Source organism: Streptomyces sp. NPDC001920 (assembly GCF_053594495.1).
Genome location: NZ_JBSFEP010000013.1, coordinates 270,025 through 293,708, shown reverse-complemented (window position 1 = coordinate 293,708; position 23,684 = coordinate 270,025). Strand labels below are relative to the sequence as shown.

The following is a 23,684-nucleotide window of genomic DNA, read 5'->3' as shown; positions in this document are numbered from 1 at the left end:
ACGCGGCCGTGGGAAGAGTGCCAGCTGACCGCGCTTTCTGTCAGGGTCGCGTCATAAACTTGGCCGGAAATCGTTCGTTGTCCGGGAGTTCATGTTCGGTATGCGAACCGGAACGCCGGGAGGGCCCACAGAGTGTGAGCCCTCCCGCCGTTCGAGTGCCGACTACTTCTCGGCCAAGGCGCCGTCGACCCTCGCCAGATCCCGCAGCCACGCCCGGGCGTTGCCGTCGGACGGCGCGCGCCAGTCACCGCGCGGGGAGAGCGAACCGCCGGCCGAGACCTTCGGCCCGTTCGGCATGGCGGACCGCTTGAACTGTGCGAACGCGAAGAAGCGACGGCAGAACACCTCCAGCCAGCGCCGGATCTCCGCCAGGTCGTACGCCACCCGCTTCGCCTCGGGGAATCCGGGCGGCCAGGCCCCGGCGTCCGTGTCGTGCCAGGCGTGCCAGGCCAGGAAGGCGATCTTCGACGGCCGGAAGCCGTAGCGCAGCACATGGAAGAGCGTGAAGTCGTGCAGCGCGTACGGACCGATCTTGGACTCGGTGGACTGCATCTCCTCGCCCGGCACCAGCTCCGGGCTGATCTCCGTGTCGAGGATCGCCGCCAGCGTCCTTCCGGTCTCCTCGTCGAACTGCCCGCTGCCGATGACCCAGCGGATCAGGTGCTGGATCAGCGTCTTCGGCACCCCGCCGTTGACGTTGTAGTGGCTCATCTGGTCGCCCACGCCGTACGTCGACCAGCCGAGCGCCAGCTCCGACAGGTCGCCGGTGCCGAGCACGACACCGCCGCGCTGGTTGGCCAGGCGGAACAGGTAGTCGGTGCGCAGCCCCGCCTGCACGTTCTCGAAGGTGACGTCGTACACCGGCTCGCCGGCCGCGAACGGGTGGCCCATCTCCTTGAGCATGAGCCGCGCCGTCGGCGTGATGTCCAGCTCGGCCGCGGTGACGCCGAGCGAGTTCATCAGCTTGTGGGCGTTGTCCTTGGTGTGGTCGCTGGTGGCGAAGCCGGGCAGGGTGAAGGCCAGGATGTCGCTGCGCGGGCGGCCCGCCCGGTCCATCGCCCGCGCGGCGACGATCAGCGCGTGCGTGGAGTCCAGACCGCCGGACACCCCGATGACCACCTTCGGACCACCGATGGCGGCCAGCCGCTGCTGCAGACCGGCGACCTGGATGTTGTACGCCTCGTAGCAGTCCAGCGCGAGCCGGTCGGCGTCGGCGGGCACGAACGGGAAGCGCTCGACCCGGCGCTTGAGCCCCAGGTCGGCCGCCGGCGGGTCGAGCCGGAACCGCACCCGGCGGAAGTCGCCGGTGCGATCGGCGTGGGTGCGCCTGTTGTCGTCGAACGTGCCCATCCGGTGCCGCTCCTGCCGCAGCAGGTCCAGGTCGACGTCGGCCACCGCGTACTGGTCGTCGAGCGGGAAGCGGTCCGTCTCGGCCAGCAGGACGCCGTTCTCGTAGATCATGGTCTGGCCGTCCCACGACAGGTCCGTGGTCGACTCGCCCAGCCCCGCCGCCGAGTACACGTACGCCGCCAGACACCGCGAGGACGCCGCCCGGCACAGCAGCCGCCGGTCCTCGGCCCGGCCCACCGTGATCGGGCTGCCCGAGAGGTTGGCGAGCACGGTCGCCCCGGCCAGCGCCGCCTCCGCGCTCGGCGGCACCGGCACCCACATGTCCTCGCAGATCTCCGCGTGCAGCACCAGACCGGGGACGTCCGCCGCCTCGAACAGCAGGTCCACGCCGAACGGGACCTCCTCGCCGCCGACCAGGATCGTGCCGCCGCGCTCGTCCTCACCCGAGGCGATCTGCCGCCGCTCGTAGAACTCGCGGTAGTTCGGCGGGTACGACTTGGGCGCCACGCCGAGGATCCGGCCCCGGTGCACGACCACCGCGCAGTTGTAGATCCGGTGGCGATGGCGCAGCGGCGCGCCGACCACCAGCACCGGGAGCAGGTCCGCCGACCCGGCCACCACCGAGCCGAGCGCCTGCTCGACGTCGTCGAGCACCGCGTCCTGCAACAGCAGGTCCTCGATCGAGTAGCCGGTCAGGCCCAGCTCCGGGAAGACGGCGACCGCCACCCCCTCCCGCGCACAGGCGCGCGCCTGGCGCAGCACCGTCTCGGCGTTGGCGTGCGGGTCGGCGATGACGGTGTGGCCGGTGCACGCGGCGACACGCGCGAAGCCGTGCTGGTAGATCGACCAGAAGTTCAATGGACCGCGGCTTTCTGCTCTGGCTTTCCTCGGTGGGGCGGGATCTCCTCCCCACCGAGCATAGATCGCCTGTTCAGACCGGCCGCTCCGGCCGCTTCCCATGCCAGGACCGCCACAGCGCCGCGTACGCCCCGTCCGCCGTGACCAGCTCGTCATGGGTGCCGAGTTCGGTCAGCCGGCCGCCCTCCATCACGGCCACCCGGTCGGCGTCGTGCGCGGTGTGCAGGCGGTGCGCGATGGCGATGACCGTACGGCCCTCCAGTACGGCGGCCAGGGCACGCTCGGTGTGCCGGGCGGTGGTCGGGTCCAGCAGGGCCGTCGCCTCGTCCAGGATCAGCGTGTGCGGGTCGGCCAGCACCACACGGGCGAGGGCGAGCTGCTGGGCCTGCGAGCCGTCCGCACGGTGCCCTCCGTCGCCCAGTGCCGTGTCGAGACCGTCGGGCAGCCGCCGTACCCAGGTGTCGGCGCCGACCGCGGTGAGGGCGGCCCACAACTCCTCGTCGGTGGCCGACGGTTCGGCGATCCGGAGGTTGTCGCGGACCGTGCCGAGGAACACGTGGTGCTCCTGGGTGACCAGAACGACCTGGCGGCGCAGCTGCTCGGGCCCGAGGGCGACGACCGGGACGCCGCCGACCGTCACCGAGCCGCGGGTCGGCGCGTCGACGCCGGCCAGCAGCCTGCTCAGCGTGGTCTTCCCGGCACCGGAGGGGCCGACGATCGCGAGGCGCTCGCCCGGCCGGACGGTCAGGTCCACACCGCCGAGGACCTCGCCGCCGCGGTCGTAGGAGTAGTGGACGCCAGTCACGTCGATCCGGTCGTCCTCAGGGGTGGGTGAGCCGGCGTCCGCCGCTCGCGGGGCGCCTGCCAGGCCCTCCACGCGGGCGAAGGAGGCACCGCTGCTCTGGAGTTGTTCGACCCGCATGAGGATCTCGTCCAGCGGGTTGGCCATCTGCTGCAGGTACAGCGCCGCCGCGACCACCGTGCCCAGGCTGACCGTGCCCCGCGCGAGCAGCGCCCCGCCGGCGAGCAGGACGGTCACCACGGGCAGGAGGTAGGCCATCTCGACGGCCGGGAAGAACACCGTGCGCAGGAAGAGGGTGTGCAGGCGGGTCCGGCGGGAGACCTCCAGCGCGTCCCGGCTCGCGGCCACCCGCCGCCGCTCCAGCCGCAGCGCCTCCACCGTGCGGGCGCCCGACGCGGTCGCCGCGAGGACCTCCGCGACGTCGGAGGTGGCCGCGCCCTCGGCGAGGTAGCCGGCGCGGGCGCGGCGCAGGTACCAGCGCAGCACCGGCCACAGCCCGGCCAGGCCGAGCAGACCGCAGACGCCGAGCAGGGGGTCCAGGACGAAGACCGCGCCCAGCAGGAACAGGACCTGCACGGAGTTGATGAGCAGCTCGGGCCCGGCGTCGCGCAGGGTGGTGCCGACGGCCGCCACGTCGGCGGTGCCGCGTGCCGTCAGGTCCCCGGTGCCGGCCCGTTCCACGACCGACGCGGGCAGCGCGAGCGTGCGGTCCACGAATTCCTCGCGGACCCGGGCCAGGGTCCGTTCGCCGAAGCGGTGGCCGACGTAGCGGGCCCAGCGGGCCAGCAGCAGCTGCGCCGTCGCGGCTCCCAGGATCGCCAGGGCCAGCTTGTCGACGGCCGTCACACCGTGGCCGGCGCGGACCTCGTCGACGATGCGGCCCACCAGCCAGGGGCCGGCGAGGCCGGCGATCGCCGCGAGGGCGTTCAGGGCGAGGACGGCGGTGAAAGCCCCGGCGTCGGCCCGGACGAGGCGGACGGTGGCCCGGCGGACGTCCCGGGGCCCGGCCACGGGAAGGGCTGTGCGGTCGCGCGCCGGGGCGTCGAGGCGGTGTGCCGGGCGCGACGGGGTCGATCGGTCGGTTCCCCGTGCCCCTTCGGGGCGTTGGTCCTGCGTCACCTCAGCACCTCCTCGACGTCTTCGTCCCTGGCCACCAGCGCTCGGTATCCCGGCTCCCCGTGCAGCAGTTCGCGGTGGGTGCCGGTGGCCGCGACCTTGCCGTCGACCAGGTAGTGCACGACGTCCGCACGGTCCAGGACGAGGGGGGACGTGGTGGTCACCACGGTCGTGCGGCCGGTGCGTTCGGCGTGCAGGCGGTCCGCGACACGCGCCTCGGTGTGGGCGTCCAGCGCCGATGTCGGCTCGATCGCCAGCAGCACCTCCGGATCGGCCAGCAGCGCGCGGAGCAGGCGGACGCGCTGGCGCTGGCCGCCGGAGAGGTTGCGGCCCCGGGCGTCGACGGGGGAGTCGAGGCCGTCGGGCAGACCCCGGACGATGTCCTCGGCGACGGCCGTGTACACCGCCCGGGTGAGTGCCGCCTCGTCCAGGTCCCCCGGGTCCGCGTGGCCTGCGATCAGCTCCCGCAGCGTGCCGGCGAACACGTCCGCCTCGTGGTCGGCGACCAGGATGCGCTCCCTGAGCTGCGGTAACGCCATCTCGGCCAGGGGTACGCCGCCCCAGGTCGCCGCCGAGGGCACGTACCGGCCGAGGCGGTCGACGACGGCCGCGGCGTCGGCGGGCAGCGCCCCGGCCAGCGCGGTCAGCCGGCCCGGCAGCACCCGCACCCCGGACTCGGGGTCGTGCAGCACGGCCGGTTCGGCCGGCGCGTCCCGGGTGCCGGTGTCCGCCATCGGCTCCAGCCGCAGGAACCGTACGACCCGCCGCGCCGCCACCACCCCCCGGCTGACCTGGTAACCGCACTCGATGAAGAACGCCACCGGCCCCACCAGCACCGCGACATAGCCGTACACCGACACCAACTCGCCGACGCTGATGGCACCCTGGGCGGCCAGCCGCGCCGCCAGCCAGGTCACCACGGCCAGGAACAGCGTCGGCAGCCCCACACCGAGCGCCTGCACCCAGCTGGTCACCGCCCCGACCCGGTACCCCTGCGCCCGCAGCCGCTGCGAGTCACGGTGGAAGGCGTCGGCGACCAGGCCCTTGCCGCCCAGGCCGTTCAGGACGCGCAGCCCGCCCGCGAGGTCGGCGATCCGTGCGGTCAGAACGCCCTGCCGCTCCCGGTACTCCGTCTCCGTCCCCTGCAGCCGTCCCAGCAGCGGTCCGACGAGCACGCCGACCAGGGGCATCCCGAGCAGCACCACGACGGCGATGGGCACCGACACCGACACCAGCAACCCGGCGATCACCAGATAGGCGACGACCGCCCCGACCCCCGGCCCGACGACGGTCAGGGACTGGCTGATGGTCTGGACGTCGCCCACGCCGATCGTGACGACTTCCCCGGTGCCGATCCGGCGGGGCAGCGCGGCACCCAGCCGTACCGCCTGCCCGACCAGCACCTTGACCGTGCGGAAGTTGGCGTCCATCCGCACCCGCGTCATCGTGCGGTGCCGCATGATGCTCAGCCAGGCGTTGAACGCCCCCACGGCGAACAGCGCGCCCGTCCACCCCACCAGCGCGCCGTGGTCACCTGTCGCCAGCCCCTCGTCGACGGCACGGGACAGCAGATACGGGGTCGCCGCCAGCAGCACCATCCACACGCTGGAGATCAGCGCCCCCATCACGGACCGCACCGGCTGGCGCACGACCAGCCACCACAGATACCGCCACCCGCCGCGGCAGTCCGGCTCGCCCGGGTCCTCGTACGCGTCGATCACCTGTCGTCCCCCTGGAACATTCACGCCAGGCTGTCCCGCCACGCCCGGTGCAGATCCGCGAACCTGCCCGTGCCCGCGACGAGTTCGGCCGGCGTGCCGTCCTCGACGATCCTCCCGTGCTCCATGACCAGTACACGGTCCGCGATCTCGACCGTGGACAGCCGGTGCGCGATGACGACGGCCGTACGGCCGTGCAGGACCGTCGACATCGCGCGCTGCACCGCCCGCTCGCCGGGAATGTCGAGCGAGCTCGTCGCCTCGTCGAGGATCAGCACGGCCGGGTCGGCGAGCAACGCCCGCGCGAAGGCCACCAGTTGGCGCTGACCGGCCGAGATACGACCACCCCGCTTGCGTACGTCGGTGTCGTAGCCGTCGGGCAGCGCGCTGATGAAGTCGTGGGCGCCGATGGCCTTCGCGGCCCGCTCGATCTCCTCGCGGGTGGCGTCGGGGCGGCCGATGGCGATGTTCTCGGCGACCGTGCCGGAGAACAGGAACGCCTCCTGCGTCACCATCACCACCCCGCGCCGCAGCTCGGGCACGGCCAGCTCGCGCAGGTCGACGCCGTCCAGCAGGACCCGGCCCTCGGAGGGGTCGTAGAAGCGGGCGAGCAGCTTGGCCAGCGTCGACTTGCCGGCGCCGGTGGAGCCGACGACCGCGACCGTCTGGCCGGCCGGGAGGGTGAGGTCGAAGCGGGGCAGAACCTCGCCGCCGGTGCGGTAGGCGAACCGGACACCGTCGAAGACGACCTCGCGGCCGGGGTGTCGCGACGCCAGGTCCGGGAGCTGCACGGGCGCCTGCGGCTCGGGCACGGACGGCGTCTGGGCGAGCAGCCCGGCGATCTTCTCCAGGGAGGCGGCCGCCGACTGGTAGGAGTTCAGGAACATGCCGAGCCGATCGATCGGGTCGTACAGCCGCCGCAGGTACAGCACCGCCGCCGCGAGCACGCCGAGGGCCAGCGTGCCGCCCGCGACCCGGTACGCGCCCCACAGCACGATCCCCGCCACGGCCGTGTTGGCGACGAGCCGGGAGCCGGTGACGTACCGGGCCATCTCCAGCAGGGCGTCGCCGTTCGTGCGCTCGTGGCGGGAGTTGAGGACCCGGAAGTCGGCGTCGTTGACGGCCTCGCGCCGGAACGCGCGCACCGGCCGGATGCCGTTCATCGTCTCCACGAACTTCACGATCACCGCGGCGATCGCGGTGGAGCGCAGGGTGTACACGCGCGCGGCACGCCGCCGGTAGGACCGTACGAGCAGGTACAGCGGCACCAGGGAGGCCACGGCGACCGCGCCCAGGCCGAGGTCCAGCCAGAGCAGCATCGCCGAGATGTAGACGAAGGACAGGATGACGGTGACGAGTTCCTGCAGGCCCTCGTCGAGCAGCTCGCGCAGGGACTCCACGTCGGTGGTGGAACGGGAGATCAGCCGCCCGGACGTGTACCGCTCGTGGAAGTCCAGGCTCAGCGCCTGGGCATGACGGAAGATACGGCCGCGCAGGTCGAGCAGCACGTCCTGGTTGACGCGGGCGGAGAGCCGGATGAACGCGTACTGGAGCCCGCCGGAGGCGAGGGCGCACAGCAGATAGCCGACGGCGACCGCGATCAGCGGCCCGAGGTCGTCGCGCCGGAAAGCCGGTACGGCCGAGTCGATGGCGTACGCCACCAGCAGCGGGCCCGCCTGCACGGCCGCCTGCTGGAGCAGCAGCAGGAGCGTGGTCGCGGCGACGCGGGCCTTCATCGGGGCGAGCAGGGAGCGCAGGAGCGCCGAGGTGGCACCCGGCGGGGTGGGCAGGACGTCGCGGTCGAAGGGGTCGTCCGGCTTGCGGGGCTCCTCGGCCGGCTGTTCCCTGCCCGGTGCGGTGGCGGTCGTCGCCGTCATCGGTCGGCCTCCTCGGTCCCGGCCATGAGGTGGGCGTACTCGGGGTTGGTGCGCAGCAGCTCGTGATGGGTGCCGACGGCGGCGATCCGTCCGCCGCAGAGCAGGGCGACCCGGTCCGCGAGCAGCACGGTGGAGGGTCTGTGGGCGACGATCAGGGCGGTGGTCTGCGCGAGCACGTCCCGCAGGGCGGCCTCGACGGCGGCCTCGGTGTGCACGTCCAGAGCCGACAGGGGGTCGTCCAGCACGAGGAAACGGGGCCGCCCGACGACCGCCCGCGCGAGCGCCAGCCGCTGCCGCTGCCCACCGGAGAGACTGAGGCCCTGCTCGCCGACCTGGGTCTCGGTGCCGTGCGGCAGGGAGTGCGCGAAGCCGGCCTGCGCCACCGCGAGCGCCCGCCGCAGCTCTGGCTCGCCGGCCGCGTCCCCCGCTCCCATGAGGACGTTGTCGGCCACGCTGGCCGAGAACAGCGTGGGTTCCTCGAAGGCGACGGACACGAGCTCGCGCAGCTCGTGCCTGGGCATCGCGGAGATGTCCCGCCCGTCGAGCGTGATCCGGCCGGACGTCAGCTCGTGGAGACGGGGGACGAGGGCCGTGAGCGTCGTCTTGCCGCTGCCCGTCGCCCCGACCAGGGCCATGGACTCGCCGGGCCGGATGTGGAGGTCGATGCGGTCCAGGACGGGCGGGGAGCCCTCCGGGGCGTCGGGGTAGCGGAACCGCACGTCGTGGAACCGGAGCCCGAGGTCCGTGCGGTCCGGGGGCGCCGTCGAGCCGCCGCCGGGGACGGTCGGTGGCTCGTGGCGTACGCCGGGCGGCTCGTGGGGTACGCCGGGCCCGCCTCCTCCGGCGAGCGCCCCGACGGCCGGCTCCCCGGCCGCCGGGCCGGCGATGCCGGCGGGCCGCTCGGCCTCCCGCCCCTCCGGCACCGCGTCCATCACCTCGAAGTACCGCTCCGTCGCCGTCGCCGCCTCCTGGCTCATCGCCAGCAGGAACCCGATGGAGTCCACCGGCCACCGAAGGGCGAGCGCGGTCGACAAGAACGCCACCAGCGTCCCCGCCGACAGCTCCCCGTCCGCCACCTGCACGGTCCCCAGCACCAGCGCCGCCCCGATGGCCAGTTCCGGCAGCGTCACGATGACGCCCCAGATCGTCGCCAGCAGCCGCGCCTTGTGCAGCTCCGTGCCGCGCAACGTCCGCGACAGCTCCCGGAAGGCCCGCGCCTGGCTGCGGTGCCGCCCGAACCCCTTGATGATCCGGATGCCCAGCACGCTCTCCTCGACGACCGTCGTCAGGTCGCCGACCTGGTCCTGCGCGCGGCGCGCCACGGAGGCGTACCGCCTCTCGAAGATCACGCAGGTGATCAGCACGGGCACGGCCGGGACCAGGATGACCAGCCCGAGCGTCCAGTCCTGGAGCAGCATGATGATCACGCCGACGAGGATCGTGACGCTGTTGACCAGCAGGAACGTCAACGGAAAGGCGAGGAACATCCGCAGCAGCATCAGATCGGTCGTGCCCCGCGACAGCAGCTGTCCCGACGCCCACCGGTCGTGGAAGGCCACCGGCAGCCGCTGGAGATGCCGGTACAGATCCGCCCGCATCGAGGCCTCGACCCCCGCCAGCGGCCGCGCCACCAGCCACCGGCGCAGTCCGAACAGCAACGCCTCCGCGACCCCGAGCAGCAGGAGGTACAGCGCCCCCAGCCACACCCCGGCCGGGTCCCGGTCGGCCACGGGCCCGTCCACCATCCACTTCAGGACGAGCGGAATGACCAGGGCCAGACAGGAGGCGACGACCGCCACGAACGCGGCCGTGAACAGCCGCAGCCGCACGGGCCGCACATACGGCCACAGCCGCAGCAGCGTGCGTACGGCGGAACGGCCGGCTCGGTCAGGGCTGTCTTCGGCGGTTGCTCGTGTCGTCACCATCAGTAGCGAGCGTACGGATCGCCACTGACACTGCCCACTGAGTTTTGGCCCGTCCGGGTTCGGCCGTCGGTCCTACGACCTGGGGGGTGTGCGAGGGACGTCCCGGCAGACGGGGCCGTACCCGCGTACGCGGCGCGGGCCGCGTCGCCGGGGCGGCCGGTCCGGGGTGTCGGGCGGGGCCGCCTCAGCCGTGCGCCCTCAGCAGCAGCACCGCCCGCGCCGGCACCGTGATCTCCGTCCCCGCCCGATGTTCCTCGCCCGGCGCTTCCCGCTGCTCCTCGCGCGAGGTGTCGACGACCACCTCGTACCGCTGCGCCCACGGCGGACCGGGCAGCACGAAGCTCACCGGCCGGTCGCCCGCGTGCAGCACGGCCAGGAAGCTGTCGTCGACGATCGGCGCCCCCCGCTCGTCCCGCCCCGGGATGTCCCGTCCGGACAGATACATGCCCAGCGTGGCGGCGGGCGCGTACCAGTCCCGTTCCGTCATCTCCGTGCCCCGCACGGTGAACCAGGCCAGGTCCCGCAGCCCGTCGGCCGAGTGCGCCCGCCCGGAGAAGAACGCCCGCCGCCGCAGCACGGGATGCCGGTGCCGCAGCTCGATCAGCCGGGACGTCAGGTCGAACAGGGCCCTCCAGGCCGGGTCCTGCAGCAGTCCCCAGTCCAGCCAGCTGATCTCGTTGTCCTGGCAGTAGGCGTTGTTGTTGCCGCGCTGGGTCCGCCCCAGCTCGTCACCGGCGACCAGCATCGGCACCCCCGTGGACAGCAGCAGGGTCGTCAGCAGGTTCCGCAGCTGCCGCCGCCGCAGCGCCCGTACCCGCTCGTCGTCCGTCTCGCCCTCGGCACCGCAGTTCCAGGACCGGTTGTCGTCCGTGCCGTCCCGGTTGCCCTCGCCGTTGGCCTCGTTGTGCTTGCGCTCGTAGGACACCAGGTCCCGCAGGGTGAAACCGTCGTGCGCGGTCACGAAGTTGACGGAGGCGTACGGCCGTCGCCCGCCCCACGCGTACAGGTCGCTGGACCCCGACAGGCGGTACCCCAGGTCCCGTACGTCCGGCAGCGCGCCTCGCCAGTAGTCCCGTACGGCGTTGCGGTAGCGGTCGTTCCACTCCGTCCACAGCGGAGGGAAGGCGCCCACCTGGTAGCCGCCCGAGCCCACGTCCCAGGGCTCGGCGATCAGCTTCACCCGCCGCAGCACCGGGTCCTGGGCGATGACGGCGAGAAACGGGGACAGCATGTCGACGTCGTGCATCGAGCGCGCCAGTGCCGCCGCCAGGTCGAAGCGGAAGCCGTCCACCCCCATCTCCGTCACCCAGTACCGCAGCGAGTCCGTGATCAGCCGCAGCACGTGCGGCTGGACGACGTGCAGGGTGTTTCCGCAGCCCGTGTAGTCCGCGTACCGGCGCGGGTCCGACTGCAACCGGTAGTACCCCCGGTTGTCGATGCCCTTCAACGACAGCATCGGGCCCAACTCGCCGGCCTCCGCCGTGTGGTTGTAGACGACGTCGAGGATGACCTCGATCCCGGCCGCGTGCAGCGCGCGGACCATCCGCTTGAACTCGCCGACCTGCTGGCCGGTCGTACCGGTGGCGGCGTACGCGGCGTGCGGCGCGAAGTAGCCGATGGAGTTGTAGCCCCAGTAGTTGCGCAGCCCCTTGCGGAGCAGATGGTCCTCGTGCGCGAACTGGTGCACCGGCAGCAGTTCCACCGCCGTCACGCCCAGCTTCACCAGGTGCTCGATCGCCGCCGGATGGGCCAGACCGGCGTAGGTGCCGCGCAGTTCCTCCGGGATCCCGGGGTGCAGCCTGGTGAAGCCGCGCACATGCACCTCGTAGATCACCGAGTCCGCCCACGGCGTCTTCGGCCGGCGGTCGTCCAGCCACTCGTCGTCGGGCGCCTCGTCGTGGACGACCACGCCCTTCGGGACGTACGGCGCCGAGTCCCGCTCGTCGCGCACCGTGTCGGCGACATGCTGCTGCGGCCAGTCCCGGACATGGCCGTACACCTCCGGCGGCAGGCTGAAGTCGCCGTCCACCGCCCGCGCGTACGGATCCAGGAGCAGCTTCGCCGGGTTCCAGCGGGCACCGGTCCACGGGTCCCAGCGGCCGTGCACCCGGTAGCCGTAGCGCTGGCCCGGCATCACACCCGGCACGAAGCCATGCCAGATCTCATGCGTCAGTTCGGTCAGCCTGGCGCGCGTCTCCTTGCCGTGTTCGTCGAACAGGCACAGCTCGACCGCCTCCGCCCCGCCCGCCCACAGCGCGAAGTTGGTGCCCGCCACCCCGTCCGGTCCGACCCGGAAGCGGGCGCCGAGCGGCACCGGCGTGCCCGGCCACACGGGCACCGCGGGCACCTTGCGCCGCGCCCCGTTCACCACCGAGGCCGGGCGCCCCTCCTCAGCGGCGACCTGCTGGGGCACCGCCTCCTGCTCGGCTGCGCTCGACACCTGTCGGCCTCCCACGGCTCAGGGACCACACGAACGGGGAAGGAGCCCACGGAGTCCCGGTCCGCGGCTCCCCTCGCGTCGTCCTCCCCACTGTTCTGCCCACCGGGTGCCTCGCACTCACGTTTCCCCAGGGCCACCCCGGTCGTTGGGGTCTTCGTGAGGCACGTACAAGGGCGCGCGCGGCGCGCGGGGGCCGTGTTGGCCGCCGTACTGACATGGGCCGGCCTGCTGGCCGGGGCGGCCGGCTGCACCTCGGACGCCGGCCGGAGCGGCATCGACCGGATGCTCGGCAAACCGCCCGCGCCCGAGGACGTCATCCGGGTCACGCCGGACGACGACACCGAAGGCGTACGCCCCGACGACCGGCTCGGTGTCCGTGTGCTCAGCGGGCGCCTGGAGTCGGTGAAGGTCGTCAGGTCCCAGGACGCTCAGGAGTCCGAGGTGCCCGGCCGCATCTCCGAGGACGGCCTGCGCTGGGAACCCCGGGACACCGGCCTGGCGCTGGCCGCCAGGTACACGGTCGACGCGGTGGCCGTCGACGGCCACGGGCGGCGCAGCGCCCGGCACACGACCTTCACCACGTACGTCCCCGAGGAGCGCTTCATCGGATACGTCACCCCGGAGAACCGCGCCACCGTCGGCACCGGGATGATCGTCTCCCTGGAGTTCAACCGGCAGATCGCGAACCGCGCCGAGGTCGAACGCGCCGTCCAGGTCACCGCCGAGCCGGCCGTGGAGATCCGCCCGCACTGGTTCGGCAGGGCCCGCCTCGACTTCCGCCCCGAGCGCTACTGGAATCCCGGCACCCGGGTCACCGTCGCGCTGCGCCTGCGGGACGTCGAAGGGGCGCCCGGGGTGTACGGGCTGCAGTACAAGACGTTCTCCTTCACCGTGGGCCGCCACCAGGTCTCCCTCGTCGACGCCGCGAAGCACACCATGGAGGTACGGCGCGACGGCGAACTGCTCACCAGTGTCCCCATCACGGCCGGCGCCCCGAGAACCACCACCTACAACGGCAAGATGGTCGTCACCGAGATGCTCGAACTGACCCGCATGAACGGTGCCACGGTCGGCTTCAAGAAGAAGAACGGCAAGGGCGAGTACGACATCCCGGACGTCCCGCACGCCATGCGCCTGACCGACTCCGGCACCTTCCTGCACGGCAACTACTGGGCGGACGCCTCGGTCTTCGGCCGCAGCAACGTCAGCCACGGGTGCGTGGGACTCAGGGACGTCAAGGGCGGCGGCTCCGAGACGCCCGCGGGCTGGTTCTTCGACCGCAGCCTCGTCGGGGACGTCGTCGAGGTCGTCCACAGCAACGACAAAAAGGTCGCTCCCGACAATGGCCTCGGGGGCTGGAATATGGGTTGGAAGGAGTGGAAGGCGGGGAGTGCGGTGAAGTAACCGGACAGGGGGGTGTGTTGCTCGACCAACCGGCTATCTGCCGATGTTGGAACGGAACGGTGACAATCGCGCGGCGCCGACGCCCCTGGCCTTGTGGTTAATATGCGCCGGTGCGCGCGGTAGCCGCGCGGGGGAGCGGGTCCTGGGGGGCCCGGGGAGGGGAGAACGACTTTGAACGTGCGGCCGATATCGGGGGCGTCGGTTGATGCGCGCAGGCGCAAGGGGATGGCGGCACTCGCGGGGGTACTGCTGCTCACGGTCACCGCGTGCGGGGGGAGCGGCGGATCGGGCTCGGGAACCGGCGACGGCAAGGGCGGGGACTCCGGTGCGGCCCGGGCCAAGGAGTCGCGGGCGGTCGTGACGATAGCCCCCAAGGACGGCGCCAAGTCCGTCGAGACCAGCGGAGCGCTGAAGGTCACCGCCGACAAGGGCAGACTGACGGCCGTCGAGGTCAAGGACGCCAAGGGCAACGCGATAGCCGGGAGGATATCCGGCGACGGCGCCACATGGACGCCGTCCACACACCTGGCCGCCGCCACGAAGTACACGGTGCACGCGGTCGCCAAGGACGCCGAGGGCGCGGAGGCCGCCGAGGAGGCCGACTTCACCACGCTGACCCCGAAGAACACCTTCCTCGGCCGTTTCACGCCCGAGGACGGATCCGAGGTCGGCGTCGGGATGCCGTTCTCGATCCGGTTCGACCGGGGCATCACCAACCCCGAGGACGTCGAGAAGGCGATCACCATCAAGACCGAGCCGGCCGTCGAGGTGGCGGGTCACTGGTTCGGCAACGACCGTCTGGACTTCCGGCCCGAGAAGTACTGGAAGGAAGGCACCAAGGTCACCGTCGACCTCAACCTCGACGGTGTCGAGGGCCGCTCCGGGGTCTACGGCGAGCAGGACAAGAAGGTCTCCTTCACCATCGGCCGCGACCAGGTCTCGGTCGTCGACGTGAAGACCAAGAAGATGAGGGTCATGCAGGACGGCAAGGTCGTCAGGACCATCCCCGTCACCACCGGCGCACCCGGGTACGAGACCTGGAACGGCCAGATGGTCATGACCGAGAAGTTCGTCCAGACCCGCATGAACGGCGACACGGTCGGCTATGAGGGCGAGTACGACATCAAGGACGTGCCGCACGCCATCCGCCTGACCGACTCCGGCACGTTCGTCCACGGCAACTACTGGGGCGGCGACGCCTTCGGCAACCGCAACGTCAGCCACGGCTGCGTCGGCCTGCGCGACGTCAAGGGCGCGTGGGACAAGAACGCCCCGGCGGCGTGGTTCTTCAACCACTCGATCGTCGGCGACGTCGTGGTCGTGAAGAACTCCGAGGACGCGACGGTGGCTCCGGACAACGGCCTGAACGGCTGGAACATGTCGTGGGAGAAGTGGAAGGCCTGACCAGGTGCTCTCGGCGCACGGCCCCGGATGTCCGCCTCGGTGTGAGGTACGGCACCGGGGCCGTCCCCGTTAGTCGACGTTAACCTGCTCGCATGACCGTGAATCTCGAAGTCGCCGAGGGCGTCGGCACCCTCCGTCTCGACCGCCCGCCCATGAACGCGCTGGACGTCGCCACCCAGGACAGGCTCAAGGAACTGGCCGAGGAGGCGGGCCGGCGTGACGACGTACGGGCCGTGGTGATCTACGGCGGGGAGAAGGTGTTCGCGGCGGGCGCGGACATCAAGGAGATGCAGGCCATGGACCACACGGCCATGGTCCTGCGCGCACGGGCCCTGCAGGAGTCGTTCACGGCGGTGGCCCGGATCCCGAAGCCGGTCGTAGCGGCCGTGACGGGGTACGCGCTCGGCGGCGGCTGCGAGCTGGCGCTGTGCGCGGACTTCCGGATCGCCGCGGACAACGCGAAGCTGGGCCAGCCGGAGATCCTGCTCGGCCTCATCCCGGGCGCGGGCGGCACCCAGCGGCTGGCCCGTCTCGTGGGCCCCTCGAAGGCGAAGGACCTGATCTTCACCGGCCGCATGGTGAAGGCGGAGGAGGCCCGGGAGTTGGGCCTGGTGGACCGTGTCGTGGCGGCGGACCAGGTGCACGCCGAGGCGCACGCCTGGGCGGCGAAGCTGGCGCAGGGCCCGGCGCTCGCGCTGCGCGCGGCGAAGGAGTCGATCGACATGGGTCTGGAGACGGACATCGAGACCGGTCTCGCGGTCGAACGGAACTGGTTCGCGGGCCTGTTCGCCACCGAGGACCGGGAGCGCGGGATGCGTAGCTTCGTCGAAGAAGGGCCGGGCAAGGCGAAGTTCCTCTGACCGTCCGGCCGAGGCCGGATGATCGCCTGGTAGACGTCAGATGTGAAACTCCGTAGAACCACTTGCAATTGACGGTGTGTCTGATCCGGGTCCCTCGATGGGGCGGTTTATGGCAGCCTTAAGGCAGCCTTAAGCGTGCCTTGTCGAGGGAGCCCGTCGATTGCCTCCAGCAGACCCTTCGCCGCAGGTCGGACAGGCTGCGGCGGGCTCTGAACTGCCGCTGTCATATGCCGTCGGAGTGTTGTGGAATGCCGGATTCCGGGGGGTGTATTCCACAGGAACGGCCACGCGGGGCGCCGTCGGCGGCCATGATGGGGGCATGGCGGGGCTGGAGGGTATCGAACAGCCGCGGGGACACAGCCGTGCGACCACGGCACGCTGGTCGCCGGCGGCCGAGGACGAAGCTGCTGGCAAGGCGCTGGAGTTGTTCGGTAATCCCACGGAGGCGGAGGTTCCGCTCCCGTCCCGTCCCGAGTCCGCCGCAACGGCGCGCAGGCTGGCCCAGGTGGTCGTGCTCCGCCAGTGGGGTCTGGGTCCGAAGATGACCGAGGACGCGGTCCTGCTCGTCTCGGAACTCGTCGGCAACGCCGTCCGCCACACCGGTGCCCGCGTCTTCGGACTGCGTATGCGCCGCCGCCGCGGCTGGATCCGTATCGAGGTTCGCGATCCGTCCCGCGGACTGCCCTGCCTGATGCCGGTGCAGGAGATGGACGTCAGCGGCCGGGGCCTGTTCCTGGTGGACAAGCTCTCCGACCGCTGGGGCGTCGACCTGCTGCCGCGCGGCAAGACCACATGGTTCGAGATGCGGGTGGCCGACCGTTAGGGGGTGTGCGCGTGTGCCGGCCGCGTGCCTGACCCGCTCTCAGGGCGCGTCCGCGTAGCGGGTGGCGATCGCGGCGGCGCGGTCGCGCAGACAGGTGCGCAACGAGGCCGGCGCCAGGGCCTCAGCGTCCGTACCGAGCTGCCACAGCGCCCACTCGGCGTGCCGTAGATCCTGGAACGTCACCTCCAGCCGCAGCCAGCCGTCCGCCTCGGGTTCTGCGGTGCGGACGGCCACCGCGGTGCTCAGCAGGTCCTCACGCCGCTCCGGCTCGACCCGGACCAGCGCGGCGACGTGGCCGCCGGACAGAAACCGCGCGCAGCGTTCCCGCCAGATCCGGTCCAGATCCACCGTGTCCGGCCGCTGGGCCGGCTCGCGGAGTTCCTCGGCGGCCAGCACCCGCGACAGCCGGTAGGTGCGGTCCGCGCCTGATCTCGTGGCCAGCAGATAGCTCCGGTCGCGCACGGTCACCAGACCGACGGGGTCCACCGTGCGCCATCGCGGTGGCTGGTCCGTGGCGGCGTAGTGGATGCGCAGTCGGTGTCCGGCGAACACCGCGCGCCGTATCTCGACCATCGTCGTGCCGGGCACCTCCTCGGTGGCCGACCGGCGTGAGAGCAGATCGGTCTCCGGCTCGACGAGAAGGCGCCGGGCCGCGTCGCTCGCGGTGGCCCGGTGTCCTTCGGGCAGCGCGTCGACCACCTTGCGCAGGGCCGAGGCGAGCGCCGAGCCGAGGCCGAACGCCCGCTCGCCGCTCCCCGCCCCGGCGGTCAGCAGGGCGAGGGCCTCGTCGTGGTTCAGTCCGGTGAGCTCGCTCCGGAAGGTGGGCAGCAACGCGAACCCGCCGTGTCGGCCGCGTTCGGCGTAGACCGGGACGCCGGCCGCGGACAGCGCCTCGATGTCGCGCAGCACGGTACGCGTGGACACCTCCAGCTCGCGGGCCAGCGTGTTCGCGGTCAGCCGACCGCGCTGACGCAGCAGCAGCACCAGCGAGACCAGCCGATCGGCGCGCATGCGAAAACCCTATCGAATACATGACCAAGGGTGTCGTGCTTTGTTGGAAGGGTCGTGAGCACGACGTCGACGAGCGCGGTTGCCGCACCGACGGCGTACTCCCGATGATGCGAACGGAGCTGATGTGGCAGTGGAACGAACGGCGGTCAACCCGGTGACCTGGTCGGCGGAGCTGGGATTCAACCAGGGTGAGCTCGTCTGCGGGCACACCCGGACGCTGTACTGCTCCGGACAGACCGCGATGAGCGACGCCGGCAGGCCCCTGCACGACGGTGACTTGGCCGCACAGCTGGCGCTGAGCCTCGACAACCTGGAGGCCGTGCTCGGCGCGGCCGGCATGTCCCTCGCGAACCTCGTCCGCCTCAACGTCTACACCACCGACGTCGATCTGCTGTTCCCGGACTACGGCGTACTGGCGTCGCGCCTGGCCGCCGCCGGGGCGGCACCGGCCACCACGATGCTCGGGGTGACACGGCTGGCCGTCCCCGGCCAGATGGTCGAGCTCGAAGGGACGGCCGTGGCGTGACACGACCTGACCGCCCGAGCAGCAGGCAGGAGGGTGACCTCGGGTGCTCACCATGGTGACGATCGGCGTCTACGGCTTCGACGCCGAGACCTTCCTGACGCGGCTTGGGCACGCGGACGTCCGCCTCCTGCTCGACGTACGTCAGCGCCGCGGGGTCCGTGGACCCGAGTACGCCTGGGCGAACTCACGCCGACTGCAGACCGCCCTCGCCCAGGCCGGCATCGCCTACGAGCACCACCCCGAGCTCGCCCCCACCACCGAACTGCGCCTGCTGCAGTACGCCGAGGACGACCGCCGAGGGGTCGGCAAGCGCACGCGCCGTGAACTCGCCGCCGAGTACACCCGCCGCTACACCACCGAGATCCTCGACCGCGCCGACCTCACGCCGATCGTGTCGGCGCTGTCGCAGGTGGGGACGGCGGCGCTGTTCTGCGTCGAGCGCGACCCGCAGGCCTGCCACCGCTCGCTGATCGCCCGGCGCCTGACCGAGCGGCACCAGGTCACGATCGAGCACCTGCGCCCGGGGTGAGGGGCGGTGGGTGCCGGGGCGCACCGCGGCGGCGGAGAAGTCGGTGGACGGCCCGCGGCGGTGCATCTGGCGTGTCACCGCCCGCAATGAGCGTCCTGGGCTGACGCGGCTGTGACCGGGCGACCCGCACATATCCGCCCTTCGGGTGAATCATGAGCTTTTCGGCACCATGCTCATTAAATGGTCCGGTGAACCTGACCCACCGCACCCTCCTCGCCGGCGTCGGTCTCCTCGCGCTCGCCGCCTGCGGCACCGAGTCCGCCACGGGCGGGAGCCGGGCCGCCGAGTCCCGCGACGGCACCCGGGCCGCCGTCCCCGCCCCCGCGAAGCAGCGGCCCGTCGACGGACTGCCCGGCATGCCGCCCGTCCTCGACCCCAAGGACGTCTACGCCGCCGACCGCCCGAACAAGCTCTCCCCGGTCGTCAAGGACTTCCCGTCCCGCGTCTACGTCCCCAACACCGAGTCGGACACCGTCTCCGTCATCGACCCGAAGACGTACAAGATCATCGAGACCATTCCCGTCGGCCGTCAGCCCCAGCACGTCGTGCCGTCCTGGGACCTGAAGACCCTGTGGGTCAACAACAACCGCGGCCACACCCTCACCCCCATCGACCCGAAGACCGGCAAGGCGGGCAAGGAGGTGAAGGTCCACGACCCGTACAACCTCTACTTCACGCCCCACGGCAAGTACGCCGTCGTCATGGCCTCCCTGGACCGCGAACTCGTCTTCCGCGACCCCCACACCATGAAGCGGGTCAAGACCGAGCCGGTCACCTGCTACGGCGTCAACCACGCCGACTTCTCCCTCGACGGCCGGTACTTCATCGTCTCCTGCGAGTTCAGCGGGGAACTGCTCAAGGTCGACACGCAGAAGATGAAGGTGGTCGGGCAGCAGAAGCTGCCGTTCGAGGGGGCCATGCCGCAGGACGTCAAGGTGTCACCGGACGGCAAGCGGTTCTACATCGCCGACATGATGGCCCACGGCATGTGGGTACTGGACGGCGACAAGTTCGACAAGCCGACGCTGCTGCCCACCGGCAAGGGCTGCCACGGCCTCTACGTCAGCCGCGACTCGCGCGAGATGTACGTCTCCAACCGGGGCGAGGGCAGCGTCTCCGTCTTCGACTTCACCAAGAACAGGCTCACCAAGAAGTGGCACCTCCCCGAGGGCGGCAGCCCCGACATGGGCGGTGTCTCCGCCGACGGCAAGGTGCTGTGGCTGTCGGGACGGTACGACGCCGAGGTGTACGCCATCGACACCCGTACCGGTGAGCAACTCGCCCGCATCCCGGTCGGCAGCGGCCCCCACGGCCTCGCCGTGTACCCGCAGCCGGGCCGGTACTCCCTGGGACACACCGGCATCTTCCGTTAGCGCAGGGGTGGTTGCGCAGCAGCGGGCGCAGGGGTCGCCGCACGGGTGCGCAGCAGCAGCTCCGCACCCACCGGCCGGTAACCGGCTGCCTGGAACGCCCGTACGCTGCGGGCGTTCCCGGGCGCGACCTGCGCCCACAGCGGCTCCGTGACGAGATGCCGGGCGGCGGTCACCAGCAGCCGCCCCAGCCCTCGCAGCCGTACGCTCTCGTCCACCTCGACGAGACCTCCAGCCGCCCGCCGACCGGGTCACCCGGGAGCGGGGAGCCGACCAGGAGCGCGTCGACGGTCTCGGAGATCCGCCCGGTCCGCTCCATGAGAGCCGCGAGGAAACGCGGGTTCATCGGTGCGGCGAGCGCGTCGCAGTCCGCGGCCCGCAGGGTCTCGCGGACCCATCCGGGATCCTCGTCGGTGAAGACGACGCTGTGCGCGGTGAACGCGAGGACCCCCGCGTCCCGTGCGGACGGCTGGGGCACGACCGTCGTACGGCCGTCCTCGGGCGGGAAGACACCCCGTGCCGCCGCGTCCAGCATGTCCCGCAGGCTCTGTGCCACCATCGCTCCTCCGTGTCCCGTGACTCCGCGCCCGCCCGGTGGCCGCCGCACCCGGTGAGCGGGCGGGCGGTTAATCTGACCTGCGGCAGCAAGCCAGCACAACACGACAGACGCGAGCAGACGCGAGTAAAGGGGCGGACCGGTGGCGAACATCGACATCGAGGAAGCACGTAAGCAGTTCGAGCGCATCGATGCGGACGGGGACGGCACCATCACCGCCGCCGAGTTCAAGACCGCCCTGGCTCAGGGCGGCGACTGGAACGTCACCGAGGCGGTCGCCGAGGCGATCATCAAGAGCCGTGACCTGAACGGCGACAAGCTCCTGTCGTTCGACGAGTTCTGGACCTTCCTGAACAAGTGACGCCCGCGTAGGGGCGCCCGGCCACCGCCCGCGCGGCCACGGGCGCCCCTTCGTCATCGGGGGCGCTCGGTCACACGACCTCCAGCGGCCGGTGCGGTCCGTCCGGCAGCTCGACACGGACCGGGTCCCCGGCCCGCACCACACCCCCCTCGACGACCACACTCATGATCCCGGCCTTGAACCGCACCCCGCCCTCGGCGTCCCGCCCGACGACCTGCCGCATCAGCCCCTTCTGGAAGCCGTCGATCTGAGCGCAGGGGTTGCGCAGCCCGGTCACCTCCACCACGGCCTCGTCCCCGAGCCGCAGCCGGGTCCCGGTGGGCAGGCCCAGCAGATCGAGCCCCCGGGTGGTGACGTTCTCCCCCAGTTCCCCGGCCGCGACCTCGAACCCGGCCGCACGCACCTCGTCGAACAACTCCGCGTGCATGAGGTGCACCTGCCGCAGATTCGGCTGCGAGGGGTCCTGCCGCACCCGGAACCGGTGCTTCACCCTCTCACCGGCATGCACGTCCCCTTCCACCCCGAACCCGGCGACGAGCGTGATGCTCTCCCGGTTCGGCTTGGTGAACGAGTACGTCCCGTTGCTGCTGACCGCGGCGACAGATGCACCCATGCCGAAATCTGCTCCCTTGCTCGGTGATCGAATCGTCAGGCGTTCTCGGCCCACGCGCGCAGCGCCGCCTTGCTGGGGAAATCCGCCACGTTCTTGTCCAGCGGGTCGTCCGTGTACTGGTGGAAGCGCCACTTCGCCCGGATGCGGGGCTTGCCGGCGGCCACGTAGTCGGCGATCCAGAGCCCGTCACCCGCGTACGAGGTCCTGTCGACGTCGAGCCAGTAGTGACGGTTGGCGTACAGAACCACCGGATTGCCGGGCCGCCTCTCCTTCACCTTCCGGATGAAGAGGTCCTTCTCCGCGTTGCTCGCGTGCGTCCCGTCGCTCGTCGTCTCCCAGTCCACGGCGAGGATGTCACCGGCCCGGTCCGGGGCGTGGCGGACGAAGTAGTCCGCCTGGGCCGACAGGTTGCCGGGCCACAGGAAGTGGTAGAAGCCGACCACCAGGCCGGCGTCGCGGGCGCGTTCGGTCTGGGCGGTGAGTTTGGGGTTGACGTACGAGCGGCCCTCCGTCGCCTTGATGAAGACGAAGGAGAGGCCGTCGGTGTCGTAGGACGAGGACTGGTACGAACTCACGTCGATGCCGCGCAGCATGGGGGAACTCCCTGACGTGCCGGTGGGGGGCAGGAGTCGGCTCCGGTGTATGTCCCACTTTGGCACCTGTGACGCGTCCCTGACGTGGAATCGTCAACATTCGATGATGTTGACCGCCAGCCCTCCTCGCGCCGTCTCCTTGTACTTCACCGACATGTCGGCGCCGGTGTCCTTCATGGTCTTGATGACCTTGTCCAGGGACACCTTGTGCGAGCCGTCCCCCCGCATCGCCATCCGCGCCGCCGTGACCGCCTTCACCGCGGCCATGCCGTTGCGCTCGATGCACGGGATCTGGACGAGGCCGCCGACCGGGTCGCAGGTCAGGCCCAGGTTGTGCTCCATGCCGATCTCGGCGGCGTTCTCGACCTGCTCCGGGGAACCGCCGAGCACCTCGGCCAGCGCGCCCGCCGCCATCGAGCAGGCCGAGCCCACCTCGCCCTGGCAGCCGACCTCGGCGCCGGAGATGGAGGCGTTCTCCTTGAAGAGCATGCCGATCGCGCCGGCCGCCAGCAGGAAGCGGACGACGCCTTCCTCGTCGGCGCCCGGCACGAAGTTGACGTAGTAGTGCAGCACGGCCGGGATGATGCCCGCGGCACCGTTCGTCGGGGCGGTCACGACGCGCCCGCCCGCCGCGTTCTCCTCGTTCACGGCCATCGCGTAGAGCGTGATCCACTCCATGGCCAGGGCCTTCGGGTCGCCCTCGGAGCGCAGCTTGCGCGCGGTGTTCGCGGCCCGGCGGCGCACCTTCAGACCGCCCGGCAGGATGCCCTCGCGGGACATGCCGCGCGACACGCACGCCTGCATCACCCGCCAGATCTCCAGCAGACCCTCGCGGATCTCCTCCTCCGTGCGCCACGCGCGCTCGTTCTCCAGCATCAGCGCGGAGATCGACAGGCCGGTCTCCTGCGTCAGCCGCAGCAGCTCGTCACCCGTGCGGAAGGGGTACTTCAGCACCGTGTCGTCGAGCTTGATCCGGTCCGCGCCCATCGCGTCCTCGTCGACGACGAAGCCGCCGCCCACCGAGTAGTACGTCTTCGACAGCAGCTCCGCCCCGGAGGCGTCGTACGCCCACAGGGTCATGCCGTTCGCGTGGTAGGGGAGCGCCTTGCGGCGGTGCAGGACCAGGTCGTCGTCGAAGGAGAACGGGATCTCGTGCTCGCCGAGCAGCCGGAGCCGGCCCTCCGCCTTGATGGTCTCGATGCGCTCGTCGGCCGTCTCCACGTCCACCGTCCGCGGGGAGGCCCCCTCCAGGCCCAGCAGCACCGCCTTCGGGGTGCCGTGGCCGTGGCCGGTCGCGCCGAGCGAGCCGTAGAGCTCGGAACGGACGGACGCGACGGAGGGCAGCAGGTCCTCGTTGCGCAGGCGGCGGGCGAACATGCGGGCCGCGCGCATCGGGCCGACCGTGTGGGAGCTCGACGGGCCGATGCCGATCGAGAACAGGTCGAAGACCGAGATGGCCACGGGGAACTCCTCAATACGGGGTGGTGCAGAAGGGCTTCCACGGGGTGCCCCGCCCGCTCACGACCAGTGTGCGGGACACCCCACGGA

At 71.5% G+C, this 23,684-nt stretch carries 18 protein-coding genes and 1 pseudogene; 8 read left to right on the top strand and 11 right to left on the bottom strand.

What is annotated here, in order from left to right; all coding sequences use genetic code 11:
• Positions 1 to 162 precede the first annotated feature (162 nt).
• From ACWCPI_RS23895 to glgX, 6 genes are all read right to left on the bottom strand, one after another.
• Positions 163 to 2,208 carry an NAD(+) synthase gene (locus tag ACWCPI_RS23895; RefSeq protein ID WP_451040006.1) on the bottom strand — a complete coding sequence of 682 codons (2,046 nt, stop codon included), beginning with the start codon at positions 2,206 to 2,208 and terminating at the stop codon, positions 163 to 165.
• Between the two features lie 73 nt (positions 2,209 to 2,281).
• A complete protein-coding gene (locus ACWCPI_RS23890) occupies positions 2,282 to 4,021 on the bottom strand; it encodes an ABC transporter ATP-binding protein (protein ID WP_451040005.1) in 1,740 nt (579 codons plus the stop codon).
• 104 nt (positions 4,022 to 4,125) lie between these two features.
• Entirely contained in the window at positions 4,126 to 5,847 is a 1,722-nt protein-coding gene (locus ACWCPI_RS23885; protein WP_451040004.1) for an ABC transporter transmembrane domain-containing protein, read from the bottom strand.
• A gap of 20 nt (positions 5,848 to 5,867) precedes the next feature.
• Entirely contained in the window at positions 5,868 to 7,721 is a 1,854-nt protein-coding gene (locus ACWCPI_RS23880; RefSeq protein WP_451040003.1) for an ABC transporter ATP-binding protein, read from the bottom strand.
• On the bottom strand, positions 7,718 to 9,646 hold the full coding sequence (locus tag ACWCPI_RS23875) for an ABC transporter ATP-binding protein (RefSeq protein WP_451040002.1): 1,929 nt from the start codon (positions 9,644 to 9,646) through the stop codon (positions 7,718 to 7,720). Before ACWCPI_RS23875 ends, ACWCPI_RS23880 begins: the two co-directional genes overlap by 4 nt.
• Positions 9,647 to 9,830: 184 nt before the next feature.
• On the bottom strand, positions 9,831 to 12,086 hold the full coding sequence (gene glgX, locus ACWCPI_RS23870; RefSeq protein WP_451040001.1) for a glycogen debranching protein GlgX: 2,256 nt from the start codon (positions 12,084 to 12,086) through the stop codon (positions 9,831 to 9,833).
• Between the two features lie 156 nt (positions 12,087 to 12,242).
• On the opposite strand from glgX, the gene ACWCPI_RS23865 reads away from it, so the two are divergent.
• From ACWCPI_RS23865 to ACWCPI_RS23850, 4 genes are all read left to right on the top strand, one after another.
• The gene (locus ACWCPI_RS23865; RefSeq protein ID WP_451040000.1) at positions 12,243 to 13,490 is read left to right on the top strand and encodes an Ig-like domain-containing protein; all 1,248 of its coding nucleotides are present in this window, start codon (positions 12,243 to 12,245) and stop codon (positions 13,488 to 13,490) included.
• Between the two features lie 171 nt (positions 13,491 to 13,661).
• The gene (locus ACWCPI_RS23860; RefSeq protein WP_451039999.1) at positions 13,662 to 14,894 is read left to right on the top strand and encodes a L,D-transpeptidase; all 1,233 of its coding nucleotides are present in this window, start codon (positions 13,662 to 13,664) and stop codon (positions 14,892 to 14,894) included.
• Between the two features lie 92 nt (positions 14,895 to 14,986).
• Entirely contained in the window at positions 14,987 to 15,754 is a 768-nt protein-coding gene (locus tag ACWCPI_RS23855) for an enoyl-CoA hydratase/isomerase family protein (protein ID WP_451039998.1), read from the top strand.
• Between the two features lie 319 nt (positions 15,755 to 16,073).
• A complete protein-coding gene (locus tag ACWCPI_RS23850; protein WP_451039997.1) occupies positions 16,074 to 16,577 on the top strand; it encodes an ATP-binding protein in 504 nt (167 codons plus the stop codon).
• 39 nt (positions 16,578 to 16,616) lie between these two features.
• Here the strand turns inward: ACWCPI_RS23850 and ACWCPI_RS23845 are convergent, their stop codons facing one another.
• Entirely contained in the window at positions 16,617 to 17,588 is a 972-nt protein-coding gene (locus tag ACWCPI_RS23845) for a helix-turn-helix transcriptional regulator (RefSeq protein ID WP_451039996.1), read from the bottom strand.
• 130 nt (positions 17,589 to 17,718) lie between these two features.
• On the opposite strand from ACWCPI_RS23845, the gene ACWCPI_RS23840 reads away from it, so the two are divergent.
• The 3 genes from ACWCPI_RS23840 (at position 17,719) to ACWCPI_RS23830 (ending at position 20,016) form a co-directional block, all read left to right on the top strand.
• The gene (locus ACWCPI_RS23840; protein WP_451040023.1) at positions 17,719 to 18,114 is read left to right on the top strand and encodes a RidA family protein; all 396 of its coding nucleotides are present in this window, start codon (positions 17,719 to 17,721) and stop codon (positions 18,112 to 18,114) included.
• A gap of 52 nt (positions 18,115 to 18,166) precedes the next feature.
• A complete protein-coding gene (locus ACWCPI_RS23835; protein ID WP_451040022.1) occupies positions 18,167 to 18,643 on the top strand; it encodes a DUF488 family protein, N3 subclade in 477 nt (158 codons plus the stop codon).
• Between the two features lie 188 nt (positions 18,644 to 18,831).
• Positions 18,832 to 20,016 carry a YncE family protein gene (locus tag ACWCPI_RS23830; RefSeq protein ID WP_451039995.1) on the top strand — a complete coding sequence of 395 codons (1,185 nt, stop codon included), beginning with the start codon at positions 18,832 to 18,834 and terminating at the stop codon, positions 20,014 to 20,016.
• On the opposite strand, the pseudogene ACWCPI_RS23825 reads toward ACWCPI_RS23830, so the two are convergent.
• Positions 20,013 to 20,572, bottom strand: a pseudogene (locus ACWCPI_RS23825) (GNAT family N-acetyltransferase). The gene ACWCPI_RS23830 and the pseudogene ACWCPI_RS23825 sit on opposite strands and share 4 nt — an antisense overlap.
• Before the next feature lie 139 nt (positions 20,573 to 20,711).
• Between ACWCPI_RS23825 and ACWCPI_RS23820 the strand changes: the two are divergent.
• Positions 20,712 to 20,930, top strand: coding sequence for an EF-hand domain-containing protein (locus ACWCPI_RS23820; protein WP_019757682.1), 219 nt, complete (start codon positions 20,712 to 20,714; stop codon positions 20,928 to 20,930).
• Positions 20,931 to 21,000: 70 nt separating this feature from the next.
• Here the strand turns inward: ACWCPI_RS23820 and ACWCPI_RS23815 are convergent, their stop codons facing one another.
• From ACWCPI_RS23815 to ACWCPI_RS23805, 3 genes are all read right to left on the bottom strand, one after another.
• Positions 21,001 to 21,543: an MOSC domain-containing protein gene (locus ACWCPI_RS23815; protein WP_451039994.1), complete on the bottom strand. Its 543-nt coding sequence runs from the start codon at positions 21,541 to 21,543 to the stop codon at positions 21,001 to 21,003.
• Positions 21,544 to 21,578: 35 nt separating this feature from the next.
• Positions 21,579 to 22,136 carry a glycoside hydrolase family 25 protein gene (locus ACWCPI_RS23810; RefSeq protein ID WP_451039993.1) on the bottom strand — a complete coding sequence of 186 codons (558 nt, stop codon included), beginning with the start codon at positions 22,134 to 22,136 and terminating at the stop codon, positions 21,579 to 21,581.
• 93 nt (positions 22,137 to 22,229) lie between these two features.
• On the bottom strand, positions 22,230 to 23,597 hold the full coding sequence (locus ACWCPI_RS23805; protein ID WP_451039992.1) for an L-serine ammonia-lyase: 1,368 nt from the start codon (positions 23,595 to 23,597) through the stop codon (positions 22,230 to 22,232).
• Positions 23,598 to 23,684 lie beyond the last annotated feature (87 nt).

Excerpts from the sequence above, each read along its gene's own strand:
- ACWCPI_RS23880 (WP_451040003.1), bottom strand. The coding sequence starts at position 7,721 with ATGACGGCGACGACCGCCACCGCACCGGGCAGGGAACAGCCGGCCGAG.
- ACWCPI_RS23875 (WP_451040002.1), bottom strand. The coding sequence starts at position 9,646 with ATGGTGACGACACGAGCAACCGCCGAAGACAGCCCTGACCGAGCCGGC.
- ACWCPI_RS23855 (WP_451039998.1), top strand. The coding sequence starts at position 14,987 with ATGACCGTGAATCTCGAAGTCGCCGAGGGCGTCGGCACCCTCCGTCTC.
- ACWCPI_RS23850 (WP_451039997.1), top strand. The coding sequence starts at position 16,074 with ATGGCGGGGCTGGAGGGTATCGAACAGCCGCGGGGACACAGCCGTGCG.
- ACWCPI_RS23845 (WP_451039996.1), bottom strand. The coding sequence starts at position 17,588 with ATGCGCGCCGATCGGCTGGTCTCGCTGGTGCTGCTGCTGCGTCAGCGC.
- ACWCPI_RS23835 (WP_451040022.1), top strand. The coding sequence starts at position 18,167 with ATGGTGACGATCGGCGTCTACGGCTTCGACGCCGAGACCTTCCTGACG.
- ACWCPI_RS23815 (WP_451039994.1), bottom strand. The coding sequence starts at position 21,543 with ATGGGTGCATCTGTCGCCGCGGTCAGCAGCAACGGGACGTACTCGTTC.
- ACWCPI_RS23810 (WP_451039993.1), bottom strand. The coding sequence starts at position 22,136 with ATGCTGCGCGGCATCGACGTGAGTTCGTACCAGTCCTCGTCCTACGAC.